At 31.5% G+C, this 19,321-nt stretch carries 22 protein-coding genes and 1 tRNA gene; 19 read left to right on the forward strand and 4 right to left on the reverse strand.

The genetic code is table 11. The features are described from left to right. Window positions 1–72 precede the first annotated feature (72 nt). Window positions 73–1,440: a D-alanyl-D-alanine carboxypeptidase family protein gene (locus tag BN3326_RS12825; protein ID WP_069999644.1), complete on the reverse strand. Its 1,368-nt coding sequence runs from the start codon at window positions 1,438–1,440 to the stop codon at window positions 73–75. 217 nt (window positions 1,441–1,657) lie between these two features. On the opposite strand from BN3326_RS12825, the gene BN3326_RS12830 reads away from it, so the two are divergent. The 15 genes from BN3326_RS12830 (at window position 1,658) to BN3326_RS12895 (ending at window position 13,779) form a co-directional block, all read left to right on the forward strand. Continuing rightward, window positions 1,658–2,302: a TetR/AcrR family transcriptional regulator gene (locus tag BN3326_RS12830; protein ID WP_069999645.1), complete on the forward strand. Its 645-nt coding sequence runs from the start codon at window positions 1,658–1,660 to the stop codon at window positions 2,300–2,302. A gap of 57 nt (window positions 2,303–2,359) precedes the next feature. Next, a tRNA-Arg gene (locus tag BN3326_RS12835) sits at window positions 2,360–2,433 on the forward strand. A 664-nt stretch (window positions 2,434–3,097) separates the two neighbouring features. After that, window positions 3,098–3,712 carry a sigma-70 family RNA polymerase sigma factor gene (locus BN3326_RS12840; RefSeq protein WP_255363196.1) on the forward strand — a complete coding sequence of 205 codons (615 nt, stop codon included), beginning with the start codon at window positions 3,098–3,100 and terminating at the stop codon, window positions 3,710–3,712. Between the two features lie 86 nt (window positions 3,713–3,798). Beyond that, window positions 3,799–4,074 (forward strand): hypothetical protein, encoded by a 276-nt coding sequence (locus BN3326_RS22235; RefSeq protein WP_069999647.1) that lies wholly within the window; start codon window positions 3,799–3,801, stop codon window positions 4,072–4,074. A gap of 652 nt (window positions 4,075–4,726) precedes the next feature. Continuing rightward, entirely contained in the window at window positions 4,727–5,839 is a 1,113-nt protein-coding gene (locus BN3326_RS12850; RefSeq protein ID WP_069999648.1) for a hypothetical protein, read from the forward strand. A 447-nt stretch (window positions 5,840–6,286) separates the two neighbouring features. After that, on the forward strand, window positions 6,287–7,189 hold the full coding sequence (locus BN3326_RS12855; protein WP_069999649.1) for a hypothetical protein: 903 nt from the start codon (window positions 6,287–6,289) through the stop codon (window positions 7,187–7,189). 217 nt (window positions 7,190–7,406) lie between these two features. Beyond that, complete coding sequence (locus BN3326_RS12860; RefSeq protein ID WP_069999650.1) at window positions 7,407–8,357, forward strand: hypothetical protein; 951 nt, start codon at window positions 7,407–7,409, stop codon at window positions 8,355–8,357. 189 nt (window positions 8,358–8,546) lie between these two features. Continuing rightward, a complete protein-coding gene (locus tag BN3326_RS21490; RefSeq protein WP_083258703.1) occupies window positions 8,547–8,912 on the forward strand; it encodes a hypothetical protein in 366 nt (121 codons plus the stop codon). A gap of 55 nt (window positions 8,913–8,967) precedes the next feature. Continuing rightward, window positions 8,968–9,159: a hypothetical protein gene (locus BN3326_RS21495; RefSeq protein WP_083258704.1), complete on the forward strand. Its 192-nt coding sequence runs from the start codon at window positions 8,968–8,970 to the stop codon at window positions 9,157–9,159. Between the two features lie 129 nt (window positions 9,160–9,288). Further along, window positions 9,289–9,594, forward strand: a complete 306-nt coding sequence (locus BN3326_RS12870; protein ID WP_069999651.1) for a hypothetical protein — start codon at window positions 9,289–9,291, stop codon at window positions 9,592–9,594. A 63-nt stretch (window positions 9,595–9,657) separates the two neighbouring features. Further along, window positions 9,658–10,257 (forward strand): hypothetical protein, encoded by a 600-nt coding sequence (locus BN3326_RS12875; RefSeq protein WP_069999652.1) that lies wholly within the window; start codon window positions 9,658–9,660, stop codon window positions 10,255–10,257. Window positions 10,258–10,475: 218 nt separating this feature from the next. Next, complete coding sequence (locus BN3326_RS12880) at window positions 10,476–11,183, forward strand: YEATS-associated helix-containing protein (protein ID WP_069999653.1); 708 nt, start codon at window positions 10,476–10,478, stop codon at window positions 11,181–11,183. 174 nt (window positions 11,184–11,357) lie between these two features. After that, entirely contained in the window at window positions 11,358–12,026 is a 669-nt protein-coding gene (locus BN3326_RS12885) for a type I restriction enzyme HsdR N-terminal domain-containing protein (RefSeq protein ID WP_207646344.1), read from the forward strand. A 187-nt stretch (window positions 12,027–12,213) separates the two neighbouring features. Continuing rightward, window positions 12,214–12,729, forward strand: a complete 516-nt coding sequence (locus BN3326_RS12890) for a hypothetical protein (protein WP_069999655.1) — start codon at window positions 12,214–12,216, stop codon at window positions 12,727–12,729. A gap of 204 nt (window positions 12,730–12,933) precedes the next feature. Further along, window positions 12,934–13,779 (forward strand): hypothetical protein, encoded by an 846-nt coding sequence (locus BN3326_RS12895; protein ID WP_069999656.1) that lies wholly within the window; start codon window positions 12,934–12,936, stop codon window positions 13,777–13,779. Window positions 13,780–14,191: 412 nt separating this feature from the next. Here the strand turns inward: BN3326_RS12895 and BN3326_RS12900 are convergent, their stop codons facing one another. The 3 genes from BN3326_RS12900 to BN3326_RS12910 all read right to left on the reverse strand — a co-directional run bounded on the left by BN3326_RS12900 (window position 14,192) and on the right by BN3326_RS12910 (window position 15,941). Next, complete coding sequence (locus BN3326_RS12900) at window positions 14,192–14,707, reverse strand: hypothetical protein (protein WP_069999657.1); 516 nt, start codon at window positions 14,705–14,707, stop codon at window positions 14,192–14,194. Between the two features lie 80 nt (window positions 14,708–14,787). Beyond that, a complete protein-coding gene (locus BN3326_RS12905; RefSeq protein ID WP_141722913.1) occupies window positions 14,788–15,264 on the reverse strand; it encodes a hypothetical protein in 477 nt (158 codons plus the stop codon). 266 nt (window positions 15,265–15,530) lie between these two features. Then, window positions 15,531–15,941, reverse strand: a complete 411-nt coding sequence (locus BN3326_RS12910; protein ID WP_069999659.1) for a hypothetical protein — start codon at window positions 15,939–15,941, stop codon at window positions 15,531–15,533. Between the two features lie 206 nt (window positions 15,942–16,147). On the opposite strand from BN3326_RS12910, the gene BN3326_RS12915 reads away from it, so the two are divergent. From BN3326_RS12915 to BN3326_RS12930, 4 genes are all read left to right on the forward strand, one after another. Further along, window positions 16,148–16,525: a hypothetical protein gene (locus BN3326_RS12915; RefSeq protein ID WP_069999660.1), complete on the forward strand. Its 378-nt coding sequence runs from the start codon at window positions 16,148–16,150 to the stop codon at window positions 16,523–16,525. 223 nt (window positions 16,526–16,748) lie between these two features. After that, window positions 16,749–17,057: a hypothetical protein gene (locus BN3326_RS12920; protein ID WP_069999661.1), complete on the forward strand. Its 309-nt coding sequence runs from the start codon at window positions 16,749–16,751 to the stop codon at window positions 17,055–17,057. Window positions 17,058–17,120: 63 nt separating this feature from the next. Next, a complete protein-coding gene (locus tag BN3326_RS12925; RefSeq protein ID WP_083258705.1) occupies window positions 17,121–18,050 on the forward strand; it encodes a polysaccharide deacetylase family protein in 930 nt (309 codons plus the stop codon). Window positions 18,051–18,426: 376 nt separating this feature from the next. Beyond that, the gene (locus BN3326_RS12930; RefSeq protein WP_069999662.1) at window positions 18,427–19,155 is read left to right on the forward strand and encodes a glycerophosphodiester phosphodiesterase; all 729 of its coding nucleotides are present in this window, start codon (window positions 18,427–18,429) and stop codon (window positions 19,153–19,155) included. Window positions 19,156–19,321: the final 166 nt, after the last annotated feature.

The raw sequence follows: 19,321 nt of genomic DNA on the forward strand, positions 1-19,321 counted from the left end.
AATTAATCATTCAAAAAATAAATCCGTTTATAGATGGTGATATCTATAAACGGATTTATTTTCTGTTTAAAGCTACTGCAAATGAGAAAGACCTATTAATGAATAGGAATTATAGAGCTTCATAATAGGATTAAGCCTATAAGTAAGAGCGATTGCCTGTTCATAGGTGATAGGCGTGTCAGGCGTAAGAGTCGCATTGTTTTGACTTTGCATACCCTCTGTAATAATTAAATCAACGACTTCTTTATAAGGGTTTGATAAAAGGGGGTAATTTATGAGATTTGTGATAACCGGTACATAAGTTGAAGTAAGACTAAGGTCATTTAATAAACTTTGATAGATAGATGAAATTTCTTTAAAATTTGTCTTGAGATTTTCTGTATAGATGGACTGGCCTTCATAGTCAATATAATTATCCAGCAGAAAACTGTATTCTGAAGGGACAATATTTTTAAGAAGATTTACGAACTCACGTCTCGTAATCGTTTCGGTATAATTTTTAGTTGTATCTATAATCCATTCTTGTTCTAGAGCAAAGTCGATATAGGGTTTGGCCCAAGAAGAATAGGAATGATTTATTAAAGAAGCGGTGCCTATTTCATCTGTCCATACACTATAATTTTGCATCCCATATTCAAACAGTGTATTCATGTCTTGAAATTGAAGAGGATTATCAGTGCGCATAACGACACCGATAAGATCAATATTATTATATGTAGCCTTTGAGATAAGCGTACGTTTTGCAGGCGTGTGAAACCCTGTTTTTGCACCAATCACATGAGGATTATATAAGGGGCTTTCTTGATCTAACAAGGGCGCTGTATGCCTAAGGGGAATAGTCCGCTTGTTATTTTGGGTTACAAACATATGTGTGCTGCTTCCAGCGATTTCGGTGAACTTTGGATGACTAAATGCAGCTTTTGCTATTTGAGACAAGTCAAAAGGGGTAGTATAGTGATACGGATCATGATAGCCGTGGGGATTAACAAAATGGGAAGAAAAAGCGCCAACAGATTTAGCTTTTGCATTCATTCTATCTGCAAATGCACGGATATTTCCTGAATGTTTAACTGCCATATCATAAGAAACAAAATTATCAGAAGCAAGCATTATTGCATAAATTCCTTCAAGGGCGGTATACTGTTCTCCCACTCTAATACCTATGTGGCTGCTGTCAGCTGGTACATTTGCAGTACTTGAAACAGTTTTGATAAGGGGAGTATCAAGCGGCATATCCTCTAATAAGATAAGAGATGTAAGGATCTTGGTAGTACTTGCAGGATAAAACCTCTCGTTGGCATTTTTAGCGTAGAGAATTGTATTTGTTTTAGGCTCTATAAGTATTGCAGCATCTGCGTGTAGTGTAGGAAGCGGCGTTGCTGCCAAAGAAAAACATACCAATAAAAAAGTTAATAAAAAACTAATATACTTTTTGAACATTATAAAGAATCCTTTCTTAGTAATCATTCGGTTTGTAAAATATTGTAATAATAGTTTAATGTATACATTATAGCATTAAGTAAGTCATTTGAAAACTAAATCCCTTCAGCTTTCCATGAGAATAAAAAAAATAATTTGATAAAAATGAATAATATGCTGAAAATAGACCATACTTTAGAAGAAAAAAAATGGAAATTTGAAAGGAGATTTATTTATAATGATGTATCAATCACTAGAAAATTTTTCTTTAAGAAAAATTAATTTTGTTAAAACAAGAACAACTATTTTAAAAGCAGTAACTAATCTTCTAAAACAAGAAGAATTTTCTGCTATTACAGTAGATGAGATATGCCAAAAAGCACAAATATCAAGAGGGACTTTTTTTAATTACTTTTCTACTAAGGATCATATATTCCATTATTATTTAAGGATTTTTACAATTAAAGTAGCCTTAAGAATTAAACTATGGGACAAGGACATGTCTTTTGAAGAAAAGCTTAAGGATATTTATGGATGGTTTAGTGAAGATAAACAATATGTTAGGTTCTTAGACAGTTATATCAATACAATCCTTAATTTAGGGGAAGAAGCGAATGAGATGAAATTAATCGATGCGGAGTTTGTCTACTTTTTTAATGGCATAGAGGAAAATGAGTATGCGTATTATAACTCTTTGACAATGGCTAAGATATTTGAACAGCTTTGCGGTGAAGCCCAAGCTAAAGGTGAGATTACCATAAAGCAGCCGCAAAAAGAACTTGCAGCATTATGTGCAGGGGTTATTACTGCCAGCTACGTTGCAGATAGCCTCAACAAAGAAAAAAGTCACTTAGAATTATTTAATAAGTTATGGAAAATATAAAATAAATATTTACTAAGTTGAAACGCGTAAAGATTTGTGGTAGAATCTAATACGTTAGCACGCATAGCTCAGCTGGATAGAGCATCTGACTTCGGATCAGAGGGTCGTGGGTTCGAATCCTACTGCGTGCGTTAATGAAGAGAGAAAAGTCTTGAGTATCAATAGATACAGGGCTTATCTCTCTTTTTGTTTATCGCATAGAGCCGCAAGGTGATTTTAGTATTCTCCAGGTGCTCGATTCAGTAATTCTAAAAATCTAAGCAGTTTTTTTAAATGAACGCCGCAAACTCACTTTGTTCAAACAGTGCGACTAAGTGCCATTTAAATAAACTGCTAAGATTTTCTTAACGAATTACTTCATAGGCACCTTCTGAATACTAAAATCACTTGCTAGTGATTGAGAAATAGTGCTTTTTAGAATAGTGAACATGCCAATATCCAGAGCTTAAAACATGCCATGAATTATTCTATTATATAATAGCGGTCACAATTATCTCTAACTTTAGCAGAATATGCATGATGATGCACCAGATGCTACAATCAGAGTTTCAGAGGTTAACTAGCTTTTCCGGAAGCACAATAATGAACTTGAAGAAAACCTATTTCAAATGAATGTAGAGCATATATATACTTTATGAAAAGTATATAGGGCTTGAGGGGAAATATGCTTGAAGTAGATATAGATATACAGACTATAGAAGTTAATGCAATTGTTCTTATAGATTAAGTAAATAGGCTAACCTATTTTTATATAAATGGGATGTTTAAAGTCTCTAAAGAAGAATTGATAAGATTATAGGAAATACAAGCGCTTGGAACAAGCTTTTAGAGCAAAATAAACGGATAGTTTATAAGCTAGCTAATAAGTTTTATATAGGAAAAAGCAATTCTATCGATGAAGAAGACTTAATCCAGGAGGGGTATATAGGGTTAATGATTGCAGCACGTAAATATGAGTTTGATAATCCTAAAAAAGCAAAGTTCATGACCTATGCTATTCATTGGATTTATTCTAAGATAAACCGCTTTGTGCAGCAAAGAAATACAAATGATGAAGCTAGCTTGAATGCATTTATTAATGATGATGACTTAGAGCTAGTAGATACAATAGTGGATAGGGCTTTCGGTTATGATGAAGTAGTAGAGTATCTTTATTATCAAGAGGTAAGAAAAGAATTAGAGCTTATCATGGATGAAGCATTAACTTTAAAAGAGAGGGTGACTATTAAGCTTAATTATGGTTGGGAGGGTGAATGTATATCATTAGATGAAATAGCAAGTATGTACGAAGGAGAGGATAAACAAAGGGCCATAGTTACTAAAAATAGTGCGTTGGCCAAAATAAGAAGAACGCCCTGGGCTAGACGGGAGTGGGAATATAGAAGACGAAAATATGACTATAATTATTAATCACCGAAAGAGAGGTAGAGCATGAAAGCACTTAAGAAATATAATATGCTAATAGATAAAAAAGAGAGCTACAGATCAAACAAAGCTTGCTGAAAGGGACGAAAGATCCGGAGTTGGTCAGGCAACTGAAGGAGCTTGAAGAAGAGTTTAAACAGTATCATATAGCCTTCACCATTTTGACAGAAAGAGAAAAGAGCCTTATAAATTTAAGGTATGAAAGACACTTAAACGCAGTTGCAGTTGCTAACCTGTTATATCTCTCTAAGACAACTTACTATGAGGAGCTGCACAGCATTGAATTAAAAATACATAGTTTCTTTGAAGGGATGAGATTTAAGGAAAAGCCTGTTTTAAATTCTTAGGAGATGGGGTATTTAATTAGTGAAGCAGCAGGGTGAAACATTATTCTTAATGAAAGCTCTAAAGGCGATTAAGGGTTATTTAAAGTAGTATAAAAGGGACATGTAGTTGTTAATTATAAAAGCCAAGGAAATAGGATTATTGAAGCTGCAGTAGGGGCCGGCGGAAGTGATAGAAGAGAAATAAAAAAACTGAGGGCTTTGAAGAAATATATAGAAAGCATAGAGGTGGCCATTGTTGGTTTGAAGCCGATGTGGTAGCAGCTTGTAAGAGAAAAGTATATTGCAGGAAATAACTGGACTAATTTGTAGTTTTAATTAGGTTATAGCCTTTCGCATTGAGAAAGGGAAGAGAGCGCTAGAGGAGCTTTGAGGGATATTGACAGCGAAATAAAATTATGGAATCTGATATGTAAGTATATCAGGTCTTTTTATGTGGAGAAAAAGAGGATTTTAGTAGATGAATTGTGCATATGTGGTGTTAAATATAAAATATTATAATAAATTGTAATTATATAGACAATGATTTATAATTTAAATAAAGTTGAATATCATTACATGTGTGTTCGGGAATACCTCGAATACGGTATATAAAGCGAACTGAGTTACAGAAATATAATGTTATGCACAATTATTACTAGTTCTAGGAGGAGTTATGTTATCTTTTGGTGAGCATATAAATTTAGTTTTAAAAGATAAGATCAAATGGGATTATTATAGCGACACATATTTTAATGGGATTAGCTATAGGGAACTATTTGCAGACTGTAGATATTTCATTGAATCACTATTATCAAATGGTGACAAGTTAACGGGTTTGGCTAGAGAACAATTCAATAGACTTAGTGATAATTATAGGTTAGAACATACAGTATCGGTATATTTCCTAGGTATCATTTTATATGAGAATGTATACAGGATTCGAAGTAATATTGATAGTTATATCAAAAGGGTTAATGAAAAATTAAATAGCTCGAAAGCTTATAGAAGACATGAGGTATTAGAATATGAATGTGATACCCCATTTTCTTATTTTTGGTTTTTAATATGTTTTTATCATGATTATGGTTATAGTTTTGAAGAAAGAAATAAAATTGAAGCGTTTGAAGACTTGTTAAGTGAATTAGGAGAATTAAATTTCACTCTACCTAGAATTTTTAGGGAAATTAGTGTGCCAAAAGTAGTAGCTGATAATATAGGTAAGTATATTGCTTATAGATATAAAGTACATAACAAGCTAGATCATGGAATTGTTGGAGGCTTACTTTTTTGGAAAGAGCGTAAAAAAGATTATTATGAAAGACGTAAAAAATATAATAGAGATGAATTCATAGATAACCAACGACTATGGTCAAACAGAATATTACAATGTATTCATTTACCGATTGCATGGACAATAGCTGCACATAATATATGGTTTATAAATAATGAATCAGATGACTATGATGCATATTGTAAGTACGGTTTAGATGAATTAATTATTAGAAAGCCTAAAATAAGCTTAGAAAATCATCCTTTTTTATTTCTGTTGTCGATTGTTGATACTATTGATCCAGTAAAACTATTAATGCAAAATAATCATCATGTTTTTACCGTAGACGATTTAAATTCAATTATGTTTAGCTTTGGAGAGAATACTATTCAATATTCGATGACTTATGATAACGAGATAGTACATAGTAGATACAAAAATAACATTAAGGATATCAAATCATGGGTTTGCTGTGACTCGAATTATCAAAGTGAGATATTTTCAATAGGAATATGATAATTTCCGTAATAACTGCGCATAACTTTTAGGGATATATCTGATAACACAAAAAAATATCCCTATCCAAAGATCGGGCGTGTTATCTGAGATATCTTGTTGAACGAAGTCGCGGAACTCTAGGAAAGTATATGTTTCCTACAATAAAACAAACGTTTATGACTGGAAATATAGAACCAATTACCACCAAATTGCAAACAACTATGTTTAGTATTCCATGAGTATGCAGAATATTAAAGGCTATGTTACAGAAAGAATAAGCTAGGTTATTCGAAAAAGCCATCGCGCTAGCGATTTAGTTCAACACAATATCTCCGTTCGCTGCGCACACCTCTTCGCTGGGTGCAAGCACCGCTACGAAGAAGGGCTCTGTGGGTACAGTTCAGAGGCGTCGGAGATACGGAGGCGTTAGAAGACATATAATACTAGGTTTTTGGGAGGAAAAAGATGCAGTACGATGAAGTTAAAAGTAAAGAAAGACTAGCAAGAATTGAATCAAAGAAAATCAGTAGAATACTCCAGAACGAATATAGAATAATGAGAAGAATTATGGTGATGAGCATATTACTATTGGTTCTGATTGTAATAATGTTCACTTCTATGATTGTAACAGGTAATGAGGCATATCAAAGCGTTTATGTTGTTAGTGTTATTGTTTTTATGCTTTATATGGTTTTTACGTTGAATCAATTAGAAAACAGAAAATTCATGAAATTATATGCTCATGATAGGCGTTTTTATATACTATCATTATTTAAGAAAAATATTCAAGAAGGCTATAAAGCTAATAAGCATAAACTATGGTCATTAACTAATGCATTTATTAAAGAGTTGTACCTTGTCCAACTTGATTACAAAGGTAGTTACTTATTTAGTGTTCAGAGTGAAGAATTTGATATAGACTTTTTATCAAAAGCATTTGCAAAGAAAATTAAGGGATTGGTATTGGAGGAAAAGAATAAAGAAGAAATTATTGATACTATTGATCAATTACTGTCAATAAATCAATTTCGAAATAATGATATTCTTTCTATACTGGATATAGATGAAACAAATGAAGCACTTGATAGAGAAAAACAGGATCTCTTTGAAGCCCTAAATAGACTTCCAGAATCGGATAAGAAGATTGATATTTTGGGTTTAGAGAAGATGGTTAGTTTTTTAAAGCGTATCAACATAGATGTGTTAATAGCGATATTAGGTACTGGGATAGTACTAGGTATTTACCTATTACTTATATCGTTGCTTAAAGAGGAGTTTAGTACTGGAATGTTTCTTAGTTTACTACTGATGGCTCCTACATGTGTAGCAGTAATATTAAATATGTTGCGAAAAGACAGTAAATATTAAGCTTCCGTATTATACGTCTTCTAATAACACCTTCACGCAAGGGTCACTCAAAAAGCGAGTGACCACATCCAGTCCCCTAAGCCCGTCGGGACGTCCCCGCATTAGGTGTTCGAGCAAGCTCTCACGACCATGAGCGGAGACTCTAAGGGGACAGGACGTCGTGAAACCACACCGTTAGTCAAAAGAATCAATTACTGTATTGAAGGGGGTGGAGAATATGTACTTTGATTTTATTAAGACAAGCTATTCAGATGAAGATGAACTTACGAGACAAGCATATGAGAATAGAGATAAAGAACATTTAGGAAAGATAATCATTGATAAAATAGCTGGTGATATCAATGCAATAGTTGAACGTTGGTGGAAACTTGAAAGTATTGGCTATTTAGGTGGAAATGAGAAGTTTCTTGACTTGCTAAAAGAAGCAGAAGAATTGTTTTGTTTTAGTAATTTTACTGGTTGTATTGCTTTAATTGGTATTGCTGCGGAAGAGTTTTCGAAATATCTGGCTGAAACAAATAATCTTAATCATAAAAACCTATCACAAGAAATAAGACTTAAATCACTTCTAGAAAAAAGTGTAATTAATAAAGAGTTATATAATAATTTAAATGGTATTCGTATACTAAGGAATCAATGCATACATTATAATCAAAAATTTAAAGATTTAAATTTGGAAGTGCTTGAAAGTAAAGCTATTAGTATCCTTAATCATTATAAGACTGCGATTTCAAGTGTTTTAGAGAGGCATGAAATGGCTATTGAAGATATATTAGAAAAGACTATATCTGAACAGAAGTTTTCTTTTGAAGAATTTAAACTAAAAAATCGTAACTATCTCAAAACAGTTGAAGGAATTGATCTAACAATATCACCAAATAAAAGCGCTATTGTTTTTGAATCTCTTTATTATATAGCCGAAATTGATATTAAGAATGACGATTTTAAAGAAATGAGTTTAGTTGATATTGATAGTCAAAAAGTCATACCATTTCCATTTGTTTTAGATCTTACATTACCAGATGTTCAAAGGGTAAAAGAAATGAGACTAGAAGAAAAAAATGTAATAAGGGCTACGGTCATTGCAAATGTAACAAGTGCTGGATTAACTGAAGAATGGAAGTTGTTGGATATTAAAGATGTATATCGTGGTAAATATGAATTATAATGAACAGCATTTGAATTTATGTCGTGTCTGTATTGATTTCTTCGTTTGACGATGTATCTCCGTTCACTACGCACACCTCTCCAATAGGTGCAAGCACCGCTACGAAGACGGCTCTGAAGGTACAGTTCAGATGCATTGGAGATACGGAGACGTTAGGTGACAGAACATTAGTTCACCAAGGAGGATAGTATGAAAAGAAAACTTTTTATTGCAGGTAAGGATTTGAGTAATCAAGCCTATTTTGGGTGGCAAGATAAGAATAGCGCATTATTTGGAATTAGAACAGGATATAAAGATGCAGCTGATAAACTGGTTGATAAGGCACTTGAAGAAGGGCAGCTAGGTAATATTAGAGTTCTAGATACATATATATTTCCAATATGCTTTTTATATCGCCACTCCATTGAAGCAACACTTAAGGACATTTATCTAAGATATTGCGGCAAGATTTTAAAAGGTAATCATGACTTAGTGACATTATGGGATAACTTATATAGAGAAGTTGTATTAACATTTAAAGATCCTAATTTTATTGAACAAGTGAAGGGGTATTAAAGAGAAATTTATAAGATTTCCTTTAGAGGACATTGATTATAATGAACTAAGAAATATGTTTGTTGAATTTAATACAATTAATGATAATAAAGCTGATGTTTTTAGATATTTGCTAGATAAAGAAGGAGAATTATATTTTACTGATAGTAAGTATATAGATTATCCAAACTTAAAAGAATCGATGGAGTGCATATATGATGTCTTAGAATATCTTTATATGGTTACAGATGAATACCTAAGTAATTGAAAAATTTTCATACATTCCATCAGATAAAAAATACTCAAGTTTTACTGCGTTAGTTTTGATGACTCACTGAACATTTAGAACACTAGATGATAGCAAAGCTATTTAGTTTTATTTATAGGAGATGGCACTTTGAAAATAAGTATAAAGAAATCTGAAGTTCCAATAATATGGCTAGACACTTTTGCAATTATAAGATTTACTAAAATCTTACTTGCAGAAAAAGTATCAGAGGTTGAGAAGGAAAGATATACTTCCTTATTTCAATTACTTACGAATAAGATTAAATCAAAAAAATTAATTTGTGTTAAAGGGGAACAAATTGAAGAAATAAAACTTGGTGGGAGACTTGTTGATGAATGTAATGGTGTATTAATTCAATTATCATTAGGAGTAAATACTAAGCCACTATATGAAATAGAACGCTCACAATTATAGAACTTTATGAATGCTTATTATAAGTCACTTGATGGAATAAATATTCAACATAAAGAAGCCTTTATGGAAGATCCAATTAGCGAATTATATTCTGAAAAAGATTTCATTATTACCTTTAAAGAACGCATCAATAGTAAGATAATCGAAGAAGTTAAAGAAAAGAAGAAAAAGCTTATTAGTGAACTTGAAGAATTAAGGCTCAAATGTACTTTAAAGGGAATAACTTTTGAAGATCAATTAAACCTTGAATATCAAGGGGTTATACAAGCCATATCTATTTGCTTAGAAGAGAACTATGATTTTGATACCTATATGACACTTATTGGTATACCATTGTATTGTTGGGAGCAGATAAGTGGGAAACCTCATGATATTAAGGGTTTGATCGAATTCTACAAATCTGAATATTATAGAAAAATGCCATATAATAATATAAGAGCTAAACTCTTCGCAAGTATTATTACAAATAAAAGCCGAGTAGATTCGGGGGATTCAATTGATATAACCAATATATCATCTATGGCACCCTATTGTAACTTAATACTAACTGATAGAAAAATGAGGAATAGAGTTCATGCTCTAAAAATATCAGAGGATTACGATGTGAAAGTTTTTTCTCTAAATGAGTATAAAGAATTGACTGAATACTTGAGATCAATTTAAAGTATTTGGTACTTCCGCATTTTTCTATCGCCTAACAATGCACTCGAGTTCGCTTTGCCTATTTTGGGACATGCTTTCGAAGAAGCAAAGCACATTTATTAGCCCAAGATAAGAGCTATCTAGTGCTGAGGATCTCTTGAGTGCGGAAACGTTAGACGACATTAAAGCTCGACAAAAATTTTAAGAATCATTAAGATGAATAGAGGGAGGGAGTTTGTTTGGTACAACATATAAGTATATTAATTGGAGTAATGACTTTTTTTGGCATATTAGGCGGGATAATTAATTACTTTTTTGGTAAACAGGATGAGACCACCATTACAAAATCTATCACAATAGGAATTGCGGCATCTTTTTTGGTACCTCTTTTTCTAAATATGATATCAAGTGACTTGATAAGTTCAAGTAAAGATGATCCGTATAAAATATTAATCTTTACAGGGTTTTGCCTTATTGCATCTATATCGTCATCAGCATTTATAGGGAGTATTTCTGAACGTGTATTAAAAGAGGTAAAGGAAGCAAAGGAAAAAGTAACAGAAGTTGTAACTCAGGTTCAACAAGTAAAGGACCAGGCTTCAGTTGCCATGGATGAAGTTAAATCAGTTAAAGAAACAGTTGAGCCATTAACATTAAAAGGGACAGAACAGGAATATTTAGATGATGAAGTGCTGGACAAGAACTGTAATTTAAACTTAAGTGATGATGAAAAGAATGTGTTAATGGCTCTTTCTAATAGTGGTTATACCTATCGTTCAATGGGCGGGGTAAAAAACGATACAAATTTGGATAAGGTGAAAATAAATACAATAATAAATAAATTAATTTCAGAAGGTTTAGTTGGACAAGCAAATCGTACAAAGGGTATTCGATGGTTTATTACAGAAGAAGGTAGGAAAGTAGTTTTTTTAGTCGGACAAGATTAGGAGGATAATAAGTCTTTAATAAATATTCAATTCTTTAATAAAGGACTAACACGTGGTTCAACAATGTATCTCCGTTCGCTACGCACACCTCTTCACTGGTGCAGGTACCGCTATGAAGAAGGGGTGCGAGGGTACAGTTCAGAGACGCCGGAGTTGCGTAGATGTAAGATATATTTGAATATTAATTTTAAGGAAGGAGAAATTATGGAATTTGAGAAAGATACAATGGATAAGTTTTTGGGGTATTTGACTGAACATGGATATCCAAAAGAAAGCATAGTAACAGAGTATAAGATTGGAAAGAGAAGTAGGGTTGATTTAGCAATTATTGATGTTGATACTAAATTGCCAATCATGTTATTTGAAATAAAATCTAGAAAAAGAAATGACTTTATTAACATGGGAAAAAAGCAATTAGAAAGATACTTACAAGAGCTTAATCTTAATCAAGAAGTACCTACATACTTAGTTTTTCCTAGCCAACATAAACCTTTTTTTGAAGTTATGGAGATTGATACAACTAGTTCTTCTGATACAGAAGAAACGATAAGTTTGAGGAGTCTAGATTATAATCTTCAAAGAAGAGCTAGACTCATAGAAAAAGTAAATCAAGCTAAAAAGGATAAGTTAAAGGCGATTGATAATTTTTCGGTTGTATGTTGGTTATTGGCGATTTTAATTTTTGTAATTGGGATTTCATCAAAACTATTCGTAATAGATATTAACGCAACAGATTTGGTGATTTTGGGAGCTGGAGTTGGATTAATACTAACGCCCTTTGCAAGTAAGATAAAGTTTTGGGGGATAGAGTTTGAACGATTTAAAAAAGCAAACACAGAATGAGCTCTATGTTCTCATTTTCAACGTTAGTTAACGATATACCTCAGCTTACTGCGCATATCTCTTCGAATGGGGCAAGACCGATACAGAAAATGATTGAATGAATATAATTAGTAGCCAGTGAATTTAAAGGAATATTATTTGAAATCAATTGACTACACTTAAAAAAATGTTTAAAGGAGGTCAACAAATGGGAGGGTTTTGGAATTCATTATCAACTACTGAACAGCTAGAATTGATTAAACAAATTGTGCCCACATTGTCAATAGTAATTGGAGCGATTATTTCATTTAGCATTTTCTCACTAACAAAAAGAAAAGAAACTAATTTTAAAGTTCATGAACAAAGGAAAATAAAGTATGAGAATTATCTTTCCATTTTCCAGAAAGTCTTGGCAAATGCAGATTTATTTGAAAAGGGCGAAATCCCTTTTGATAAAGAAGAGTGGATGGAAATGCAGATAGGAGTTATAATCTATGGGTCTGATAAAGTTATTAAGAAGATTGTTGAGATGAATGAATTTAGCAGAAATGAAGAAAGTTATGATAAAAATTTACTTATTTTAAAGTTAGGCGAATTAATGCATTTAATGAGAAAAGAAGTAGGATTATCTAATAAAGAGGTATCGATAAGGGATAGTTTAAGCTTTTTTATAACAGATATTAAAGATGAAAAATTTGATTATTTATTTACAAATTTTAAATAAATAATATTTTAGTGATCAATAGTATATATAACAGATCTTGAAATACTAATCTTTTATTGTAGATTTAAATATTGCTGTAAAAAGAAAGTTTCTAAAGGCTGCTCAAGATACTGTATGTATAGGGTTATTGAAAATCTAAAGATAGAAGTTGATAAATTAGATTATTTTAAAAGGTTATAAGCTAAATATAAGGGAGAATTTTGGATGTGGACGAATGCTTGTGTTATTCTAGCTATAATATTTGTATTTGCTTTATTATGTTTATTTACAATTATCCTTATAGAATATCTCTTTATGGGATTGGATCGTCTAGGGAAAAAAATAGCTATGAAAATAAAAAGTGGAAAATATATGATTCTATTAGAAATACTATATATAGTACTAATGATGGTTTCATTAATATCAATATTTGTTAATCGTATTTTTTCTATTGGCTTTAATCTATTGGCTGCTTTATCATATGTACTTTTATCTAGTATAATATTTTCCGTTAATAAAAAGTACAAGCATGCCAATAGCTTATTTAAAAAAATATTTTCAGATAAAAATAAAATAGTGGAATTTCTTGATAAGGTATTCACCTCTCCATTTATAGAGGTATTTCCTTCAGGTCTTAGTATGTTATCACTGTGCATGCTTATCTTTTTATCTATACCAGTATTAGGTAAAAATTTTGATTGGCCTATATCTACATACTTTATTCAAATTATGAGTGTACCTATAATAACAGCTACATGGATATATTTTACTACAGGAAGTATCATGAAAATAGATATAAGAGATGACCAAGATACAAAGCTAAAAAAGAACATTAAGTTTGGATTTAACTCAAGAAAAGAAATTGTAAGTGTAAAAAGAGTTATTGTATATGGAGCATATTTAATATTTAATATAAAAAAGTCTTATAATGAATATATGGGGTTTTTGGGTGAAAAGGTTAATGAGGATAAATTCCTATTTTTATTAGGAGCTACGATATTTGTTGTTTTTATATCTTTGGATAGAATATTTAAAGAAATTCATGATGCAGCCACTAAAAAACAAGCTTGATGTATTTATTATTACAACTATATTGTAGAAGTATAATCCATCTTAGTATTGAAGTAGTAAAATAAAATTATAATATAAATTCAATAAATATTTAATTTGCAAGAAATAATATTTAAGTGTGTAATAAGTGAGTAGTAGATGTGTAGTAAGTGGGGGAAATGGCAGAAAATCATTGGGCGAAAAAAGCTTGTGAAAGCCGCGGAAATATTGATAAATAAGGAAAAACCACTACTAATGATATATTATAAAATATACTAATCTACAAATCAGAGGGTCGTGGGTTCGAATCCTACTGCGTGCGTTACTTAAAGGTCATAGGACTTGCGTATCAAATGATACGCAAGTCCTATGACCTTTTTTAACTTTTAATGCTTTACTAAATAGGCTAGATGGTATGAGTAAACTTTGAACATTAAGTATCAAATTTTGAGAGGATCTCTTCAAGTATTTCAAGTGTATCAAGTGCGGTTGCTCTTGAGTAAAAATATTCCTCTAATAGTTCAAAGCTTTCTATATCATCGGTTATATTTACTAGTAAATTTAAAATATATAAACTGCCCTTAATAAGATTAAGCGCATTAAAAGTAAGTAAAACATGCCTGTTTCGCTCACCAACCTCTGGAACTGTTTTTAAGTAGTCTTGAACTATTTTATTAAGTCTTTGGATATTATTTTCAATTAAATTAATGCGTGATTGAAGTTGACCATCTTGAGTGGATGAGCTCTTAAGCGCTAAAAGTGCTATATCAGTAACTTGACCTTCAATATTTTTTATTTCACCCAGGAACTCCTCAATAGTTTGTTTATGCTTAGCATCGCTAATTATTATATCATTGCCATTAGTAGCATATAAGGGGATGTTGGCAAAGATAATAACAGTTGATAACATAATAGATACTAATAATTTAAGGAGATTTTTATTCTCCATGTAGCACCTCCGTAATTAATAAAATATACCTATTTTAAGTAGCTAGGTTTAGAAATAATACATAAAAGGTATTTAAAAAGTTAAGCTTTATATCTTTCAAGAGAATTCTCCAATATTGTAAGTGTGTCTGAAGCATTTCTTCTTGTACGGAAAAATTCATCTAGAAGATTGATTCTTTGTATATCAGTTGTTGCGCGTGCCAATAAACTCAGAGTATACAAATTACTTCTAACAAGATTAAGAACATTAAAAGTAAGCCGTACGTGTCTATCTTCAGGGCTAAGTCCTTGGACTATATCAGCATAATCTTCGATTGTTTGGTTAAGTTCTTGTAAATCAGTACTAATTGCATTGATTTGGAGTGGAATTTGGTTATTGGGAGCAGCTGAGTTTTTTAAAATAGCCTGTGTAATAGCAGCCGATTGGTCTTCGGCAGCTTTTATTTCACTAATGAATTGATAGATGTTTTTTTGATGTTCAGCAGGGGGTGGAAACATAGGTGCTGCCGAAGTTGCGCTTATAACAGTTGAAGAAAATACAACAATAATTGACAGCATAATAGAGAGTAAAGATTTGAATTTATTTATATCATCCATAGAGCACCTCTAGATACTAGTAAGATTTATACAATTTAAAATGTCCAAATTTATAGTAGAGTATGCGGTACTTTGTTATTTAATAATAATGAAATTTCCTTATAAATCAACAAACCTTAAAACGAACTGATTTATCGTTTATAAGACAACTAGGGTAAGCGCATAATGATACGCTTACCCTTAACAACTTAAGTATTTAATTTAATATTATCTTTTAGTTTCATGTTTTAATAAGGATAATAAGGATAACTCTGAGAATAAGGATAGGGTGAAATATAAGGATAGGGTGAAATGTTATAAGGATAAGGTAATAATGTTAAGGCTAATAATTCAGCTAGCGGAAATCTCCTTCGTCTAAATCGTCTAACCCTTCTAGGCCTACCAGCTGGAGTGCCATATGGTATCTGTCTATTATAGCGGTTTCCATCTTGCGAATTTTCACCTTCTTGGTTTTCATCTTCTCGATAGATTACATCCTCACCCATAAGAACATCAACATGGTCAGGTTCTAAACCTATAATAATACCATCTACTTCAGTTCCATCTTGCATTCTTATAACGGCATGATAATACATCATTTTTTTACATACATCATATAATTTTTGTACATCTGGGAGAATATTCCCTTTTGATTCCATTTTTATCAACTCCTTCCATATTATAATATTAATTTTTTAAGAAAAGTGTTCTATTTATAATAAAAAAATATTTTTAATATAAATCTTAAAAAACATCAAATATACTTCGATAAGTTAGTGTGATGGGATAACTAGAGAGTATATTTGTCCCGCTTACGGAGATACTAATTTTAAGATTAGAACTCCGAATAACTGAGGTGATAGCTATGCAGGTAAGAGAAAACTTTATGATTCCTTTGGGATATGGGAAGTTTGTGAGATCGGATAAAATTGTAAGTCTTGAGCCTATAGAAGATGAAAGGGGTCCAGGTAGACGGACTGTAGTATATATTGAGGATATAAAGAACCCTTTGATTGCCTCGAGAACAGAGAATACAATTCTAGCAAATATGCTAGAGGTTCCAAGAGAGGAGCTTGAAGCAGCAGCAGCTCTTGAACTCTTAAAAGATATTAAGGATGATATGCTACAAATTGGCCCAATGCTTAGAAAAAGCATAAAAAAAGAAGCTGGTTTTGACATTAATAGAATGGAAAAAAGAATTGATGAAATACTTAAACATGATATAGAATTTGATAATATTTAAATAGTACCCCATGAATTTCTTGTAGCTATAAGAAATTTATGGGCTTTTATTTATTTTAAAGAACAAACCTTAGCTATTAGAAGTTTATGGTGAAATATGTAGAAAATTTTGTTATAAAATACCAATTAATAGTATAGAATAGGTATTTAAAATAACAATAAAACATAGTATAATCTAAAAAGAGACTTTACTATACAGTTTGAAAGAAAGGAAAACACATAAAATGGCGTATTATATCAGCTCAGGTAAAAGACGTAAGAAAAATGTTTTTTTGATTATATTAATAACTATAACAATTATTGGATCAGCAGCCACAGTAGGATTAACAAGTGGTTTTTTTTATGTTGGTAAAATAGTAGGAGAAAACCTAATTAATATAGAAACAGTAAAACAAGATACAGCGAATTTACAACAACAGATAGATACATCTAAAGAACAATTAGAACTTTATGAAAAGCAATTAGATAAACTTAATGAGCAGCTTCTTAGATTTGATCCCATCATTATTCCGGATTCAATGTTAAAAGAATAATAAAATAGGCGTACAAACTTAGACGAGCAAGTAAGAATAGCACATTAAGAAGAGGTGGAGATTATGAAACTGCGTACAAAAAAGGAGTCGAAAATCAAAAAGGTTCTTGTATTTTTGGTTTTATCAATTATTGTCATATGCTCAGCGGGGTTGTTAGCCCAGCAAACAATATATAAGATACAAGAACTTAATCAAACGAAAAGTGAATTAAATTTATTGCAATTAGATAAAACTAACTTAGAAAAAGAAGCAGAGGAAGTTAAAAATAAAGAAGAAGATCTTAAAAATAAGGTTGCGGAGCTAGAACGGAAGCTCGAAGAGGTCATAAAGGATAACCCAGAAGTAACTATTGATCCAGAAGAAGCAAATAAGAAATATGCCTATCTAACATTTGATGATGGCCCTAGCAGAAATACCGTTAAAATATTAGATTTTCTTAAGGCTAATGGGATAAAAGCGACTTTTTTTGTAGTGGGTGATCCGGCTCAAGAGCATATTTACAGGAGAATATTTGATGAAGGACATACGCTTGCTGTTCACTCCTATACGCATAAATTTAATGAGATTTATAAGAGTGTAGAAAGTTTTATGGCAGATATTCATCAATTGTCTGACCTTATTCAAAATATAACTGGGGTAAAACCAACGCTTATGAGGTTTGCTGGAGGATCAAATAATAGTGTAAGCAAAAGATATAACCGTACGGATATTATGCCGGAAATCATTGCCAAGGTAAAAGAAGAAGGTTTTATTTATTATGATTGGAATGTAGATTCTATGGATGCCGCAAAAAGTAATCAAGATGTACAGGTTATTATAGATTCAGTTTTAGAAGGGGCTAAAGATAAAAATCATGCTTTTATACTTATGCATGATGCAGCAGTTAAGGCTACAACAGTTGAGGCTCTTCCTCAGATAATAGAGGGATTGAAAAAACAAGGATTTATATTTAAAGAGATTACACCAGAAGTAGCGCCTGTACAATTTAGATAAAAAGTACACATAAGGTATGTTTATTTAAAATACCGCCCATGTATAAAAGTATTCATGAAAAAAGACTTATTTTTGATTCCGAATTTTGATGCAATTTGTTTGATAAATCAACTATATTTACTGTGGTATTATGCATGTTGAGTATAGTGAGTTAACTGCAACGCGTATATTATCACAAAATTAGATATGGATTTATTGTGTGGGATAAACGTTTTGATGAAGATAGATTGTATACACGGAGAACAAAAAAAGCGAAAAAACATAAGAAATGATTGTGACATGCTATAGAAAGGTATATAATTAGCTTATAAGCTTAAGTTCTTTTAAATATAAAGGTTATTTTAAATAATTATGAATATATGAGGAGGATAAGAAGATGGATAGAGTACTCAATGTTGCACATAGGGGCTTCAGCGGAAAATACCCAGAAAATACTAATATAGCATTTGTTAAAGCGTTAACTGAGGGTTACTGTGACGGAATAGAAGTAGATGTTCATATGACCAAAGATGGCAAGCTTGTTATTATTCATGACAGTAGACTAGAGCGTACAACAACAGGGACAGGTTTTATCAAAGATTATACATTAGAAGAAGTATTGCAGTTTGATGCAGGTGTTAAGTATGACCCTAAATATAAAGGTGAAAAAATATCATTAGTGGACGTGGCGCTGGATCTGGTTAAGAAATATAATGTGAGATTATATATTGAAATCAAAAATAGTGAAGATGAATACAAAGGCATAGAAGAGAAGATTGTGGAAAAAGTTAAAGAGTTTGGCCTTCAAGACAAAGTTGTACTTCATTCTTATAATGGTGAATCAGTAAAGCGTGTTAAACTTCTTGATGATCGTATAAAGACTGGACTTCTTTGTAGAGAAGTATCTTGGGATATAAGAGATTATAGATATGCAGATGCTATTTGCTTCTGTTATGAATCTGCAGATTTAGAAGCGATTGAGACTATTCATAGTATAGGAAAAAAAGTAACTGTTTGGACAGTAGATGAGATAAGTGATATGAAAAAAATGATTGACCTTGGGGTAGATGCAATTATTACAAACTATCCAGATACGTTAAATGATATTATCAATGGATTATGTTAGAGTAAAGATAAAAAGCTATGAGTGACATCATAGCTTTTGTTTTTTATCAAATTTTTTATTCATATTATAATCAATGAAAAGATATATTTATAAAGAGCAAAAATAAATGACTTGAAACTTATAAATCAGCTCATGTATAATAAAAATGATAGTTATTTATAAGAGG

Origin of the sequence: Cellulosilyticum sp. I15G10I2 (genome assembly GCF_900095725.1) — a bacterium.
Lineage (GTDB): Bacteria > Bacillota > Clostridia > Lachnospirales > Cellulosilyticaceae > FMMP01.

Bases quoted from the DNA above. Each gene is read 5' to 3' on its own strand.
- BN3326_RS12850 (WP_069999648.1), top strand. From the start codon at position 4,727: ATGTTATCTTTTGGTGAGCATATAAATTTAGTTTTAAAAGATAAGATC.
- BN3326_RS12890 (WP_069999655.1), top strand. From the start codon at position 12,214: ATGGGAGGGTTTTGGAATTCATTATCAACTACTGAACAGCTAGAATTG.
- BN3326_RS12875 (WP_069999652.1), top strand. From the start codon at position 9,658: ATGGAAGATCCAATTAGCGAATTATATTCTGAAAAAGATTTCATTATT.
- BN3326_RS12825 (WP_069999644.1), bottom strand. From the start codon at position 1,440: ATGTTCAAAAAGTATATTAGTTTTTTATTAACTTTTTTATTGGTATGT.
- BN3326_RS12855 (WP_069999649.1), top strand. From the start codon at position 6,287: ATGCAGTACGATGAAGTTAAAAGTAAAGAAAGACTAGCAAGAATTGAA.
- BN3326_RS12900 (WP_069999657.1), bottom strand. From the start codon at position 14,707: ATGGAGAATAAAAATCTCCTTAAATTATTAGTATCTATTATGTTATCA.
- BN3326_RS12860 (WP_069999650.1), top strand. From the start codon at position 7,407: ATGTACTTTGATTTTATTAAGACAAGCTATTCAGATGAAGATGAACTT.
- BN3326_RS12895 (WP_069999656.1), top strand. From the start codon at position 12,934: ATGTGGACGAATGCTTGTGTTATTCTAGCTATAATATTTGTATTTGCT.
- BN3326_RS21490 (WP_083258703.1), top strand. From the start codon at position 8,547: ATGAAAAGAAAACTTTTTATTGCAGGTAAGGATTTGAGTAATCAAGCC.
- BN3326_RS12920 (WP_069999661.1), top strand. From the start codon at position 16,749: ATGGCGTATTATATCAGCTCAGGTAAAAGACGTAAGAAAAATGTTTTT.
- BN3326_RS12925 (WP_083258705.1), top strand. From the start codon at position 17,121: ATGAAACTGCGTACAAAAAAGGAGTCGAAAATCAAAAAGGTTCTTGTA.
- BN3326_RS12915 (WP_069999660.1), top strand. From the start codon at position 16,148: ATGCAGGTAAGAGAAAACTTTATGATTCCTTTGGGATATGGGAAGTTT.
- BN3326_RS12830 (WP_069999645.1), top strand. From the start codon at position 1,658: ATGATGTATCAATCACTAGAAAATTTTTCTTTAAGAAAAATTAATTTT.
- BN3326_RS21495 (WP_083258704.1), top strand. From the start codon at position 8,968: ATGTTTGTTGAATTTAATACAATTAATGATAATAAAGCTGATGTTTTT.
- BN3326_RS12910 (WP_069999659.1), bottom strand. From the start codon at position 15,941: ATGGAATCAAAAGGGAATATTCTCCCAGATGTACAAAAATTATATGAT.
- BN3326_RS12930 (WP_069999662.1), top strand. From the start codon at position 18,427: ATGGATAGAGTACTCAATGTTGCACATAGGGGCTTCAGCGGAAAATAC.
- BN3326_RS12905 (WP_141722913.1), bottom strand. From the start codon at position 15,264: ATGCTGTCAATTATTGTTGTATTTTCTTCAACTGTTATAAGCGCAACT.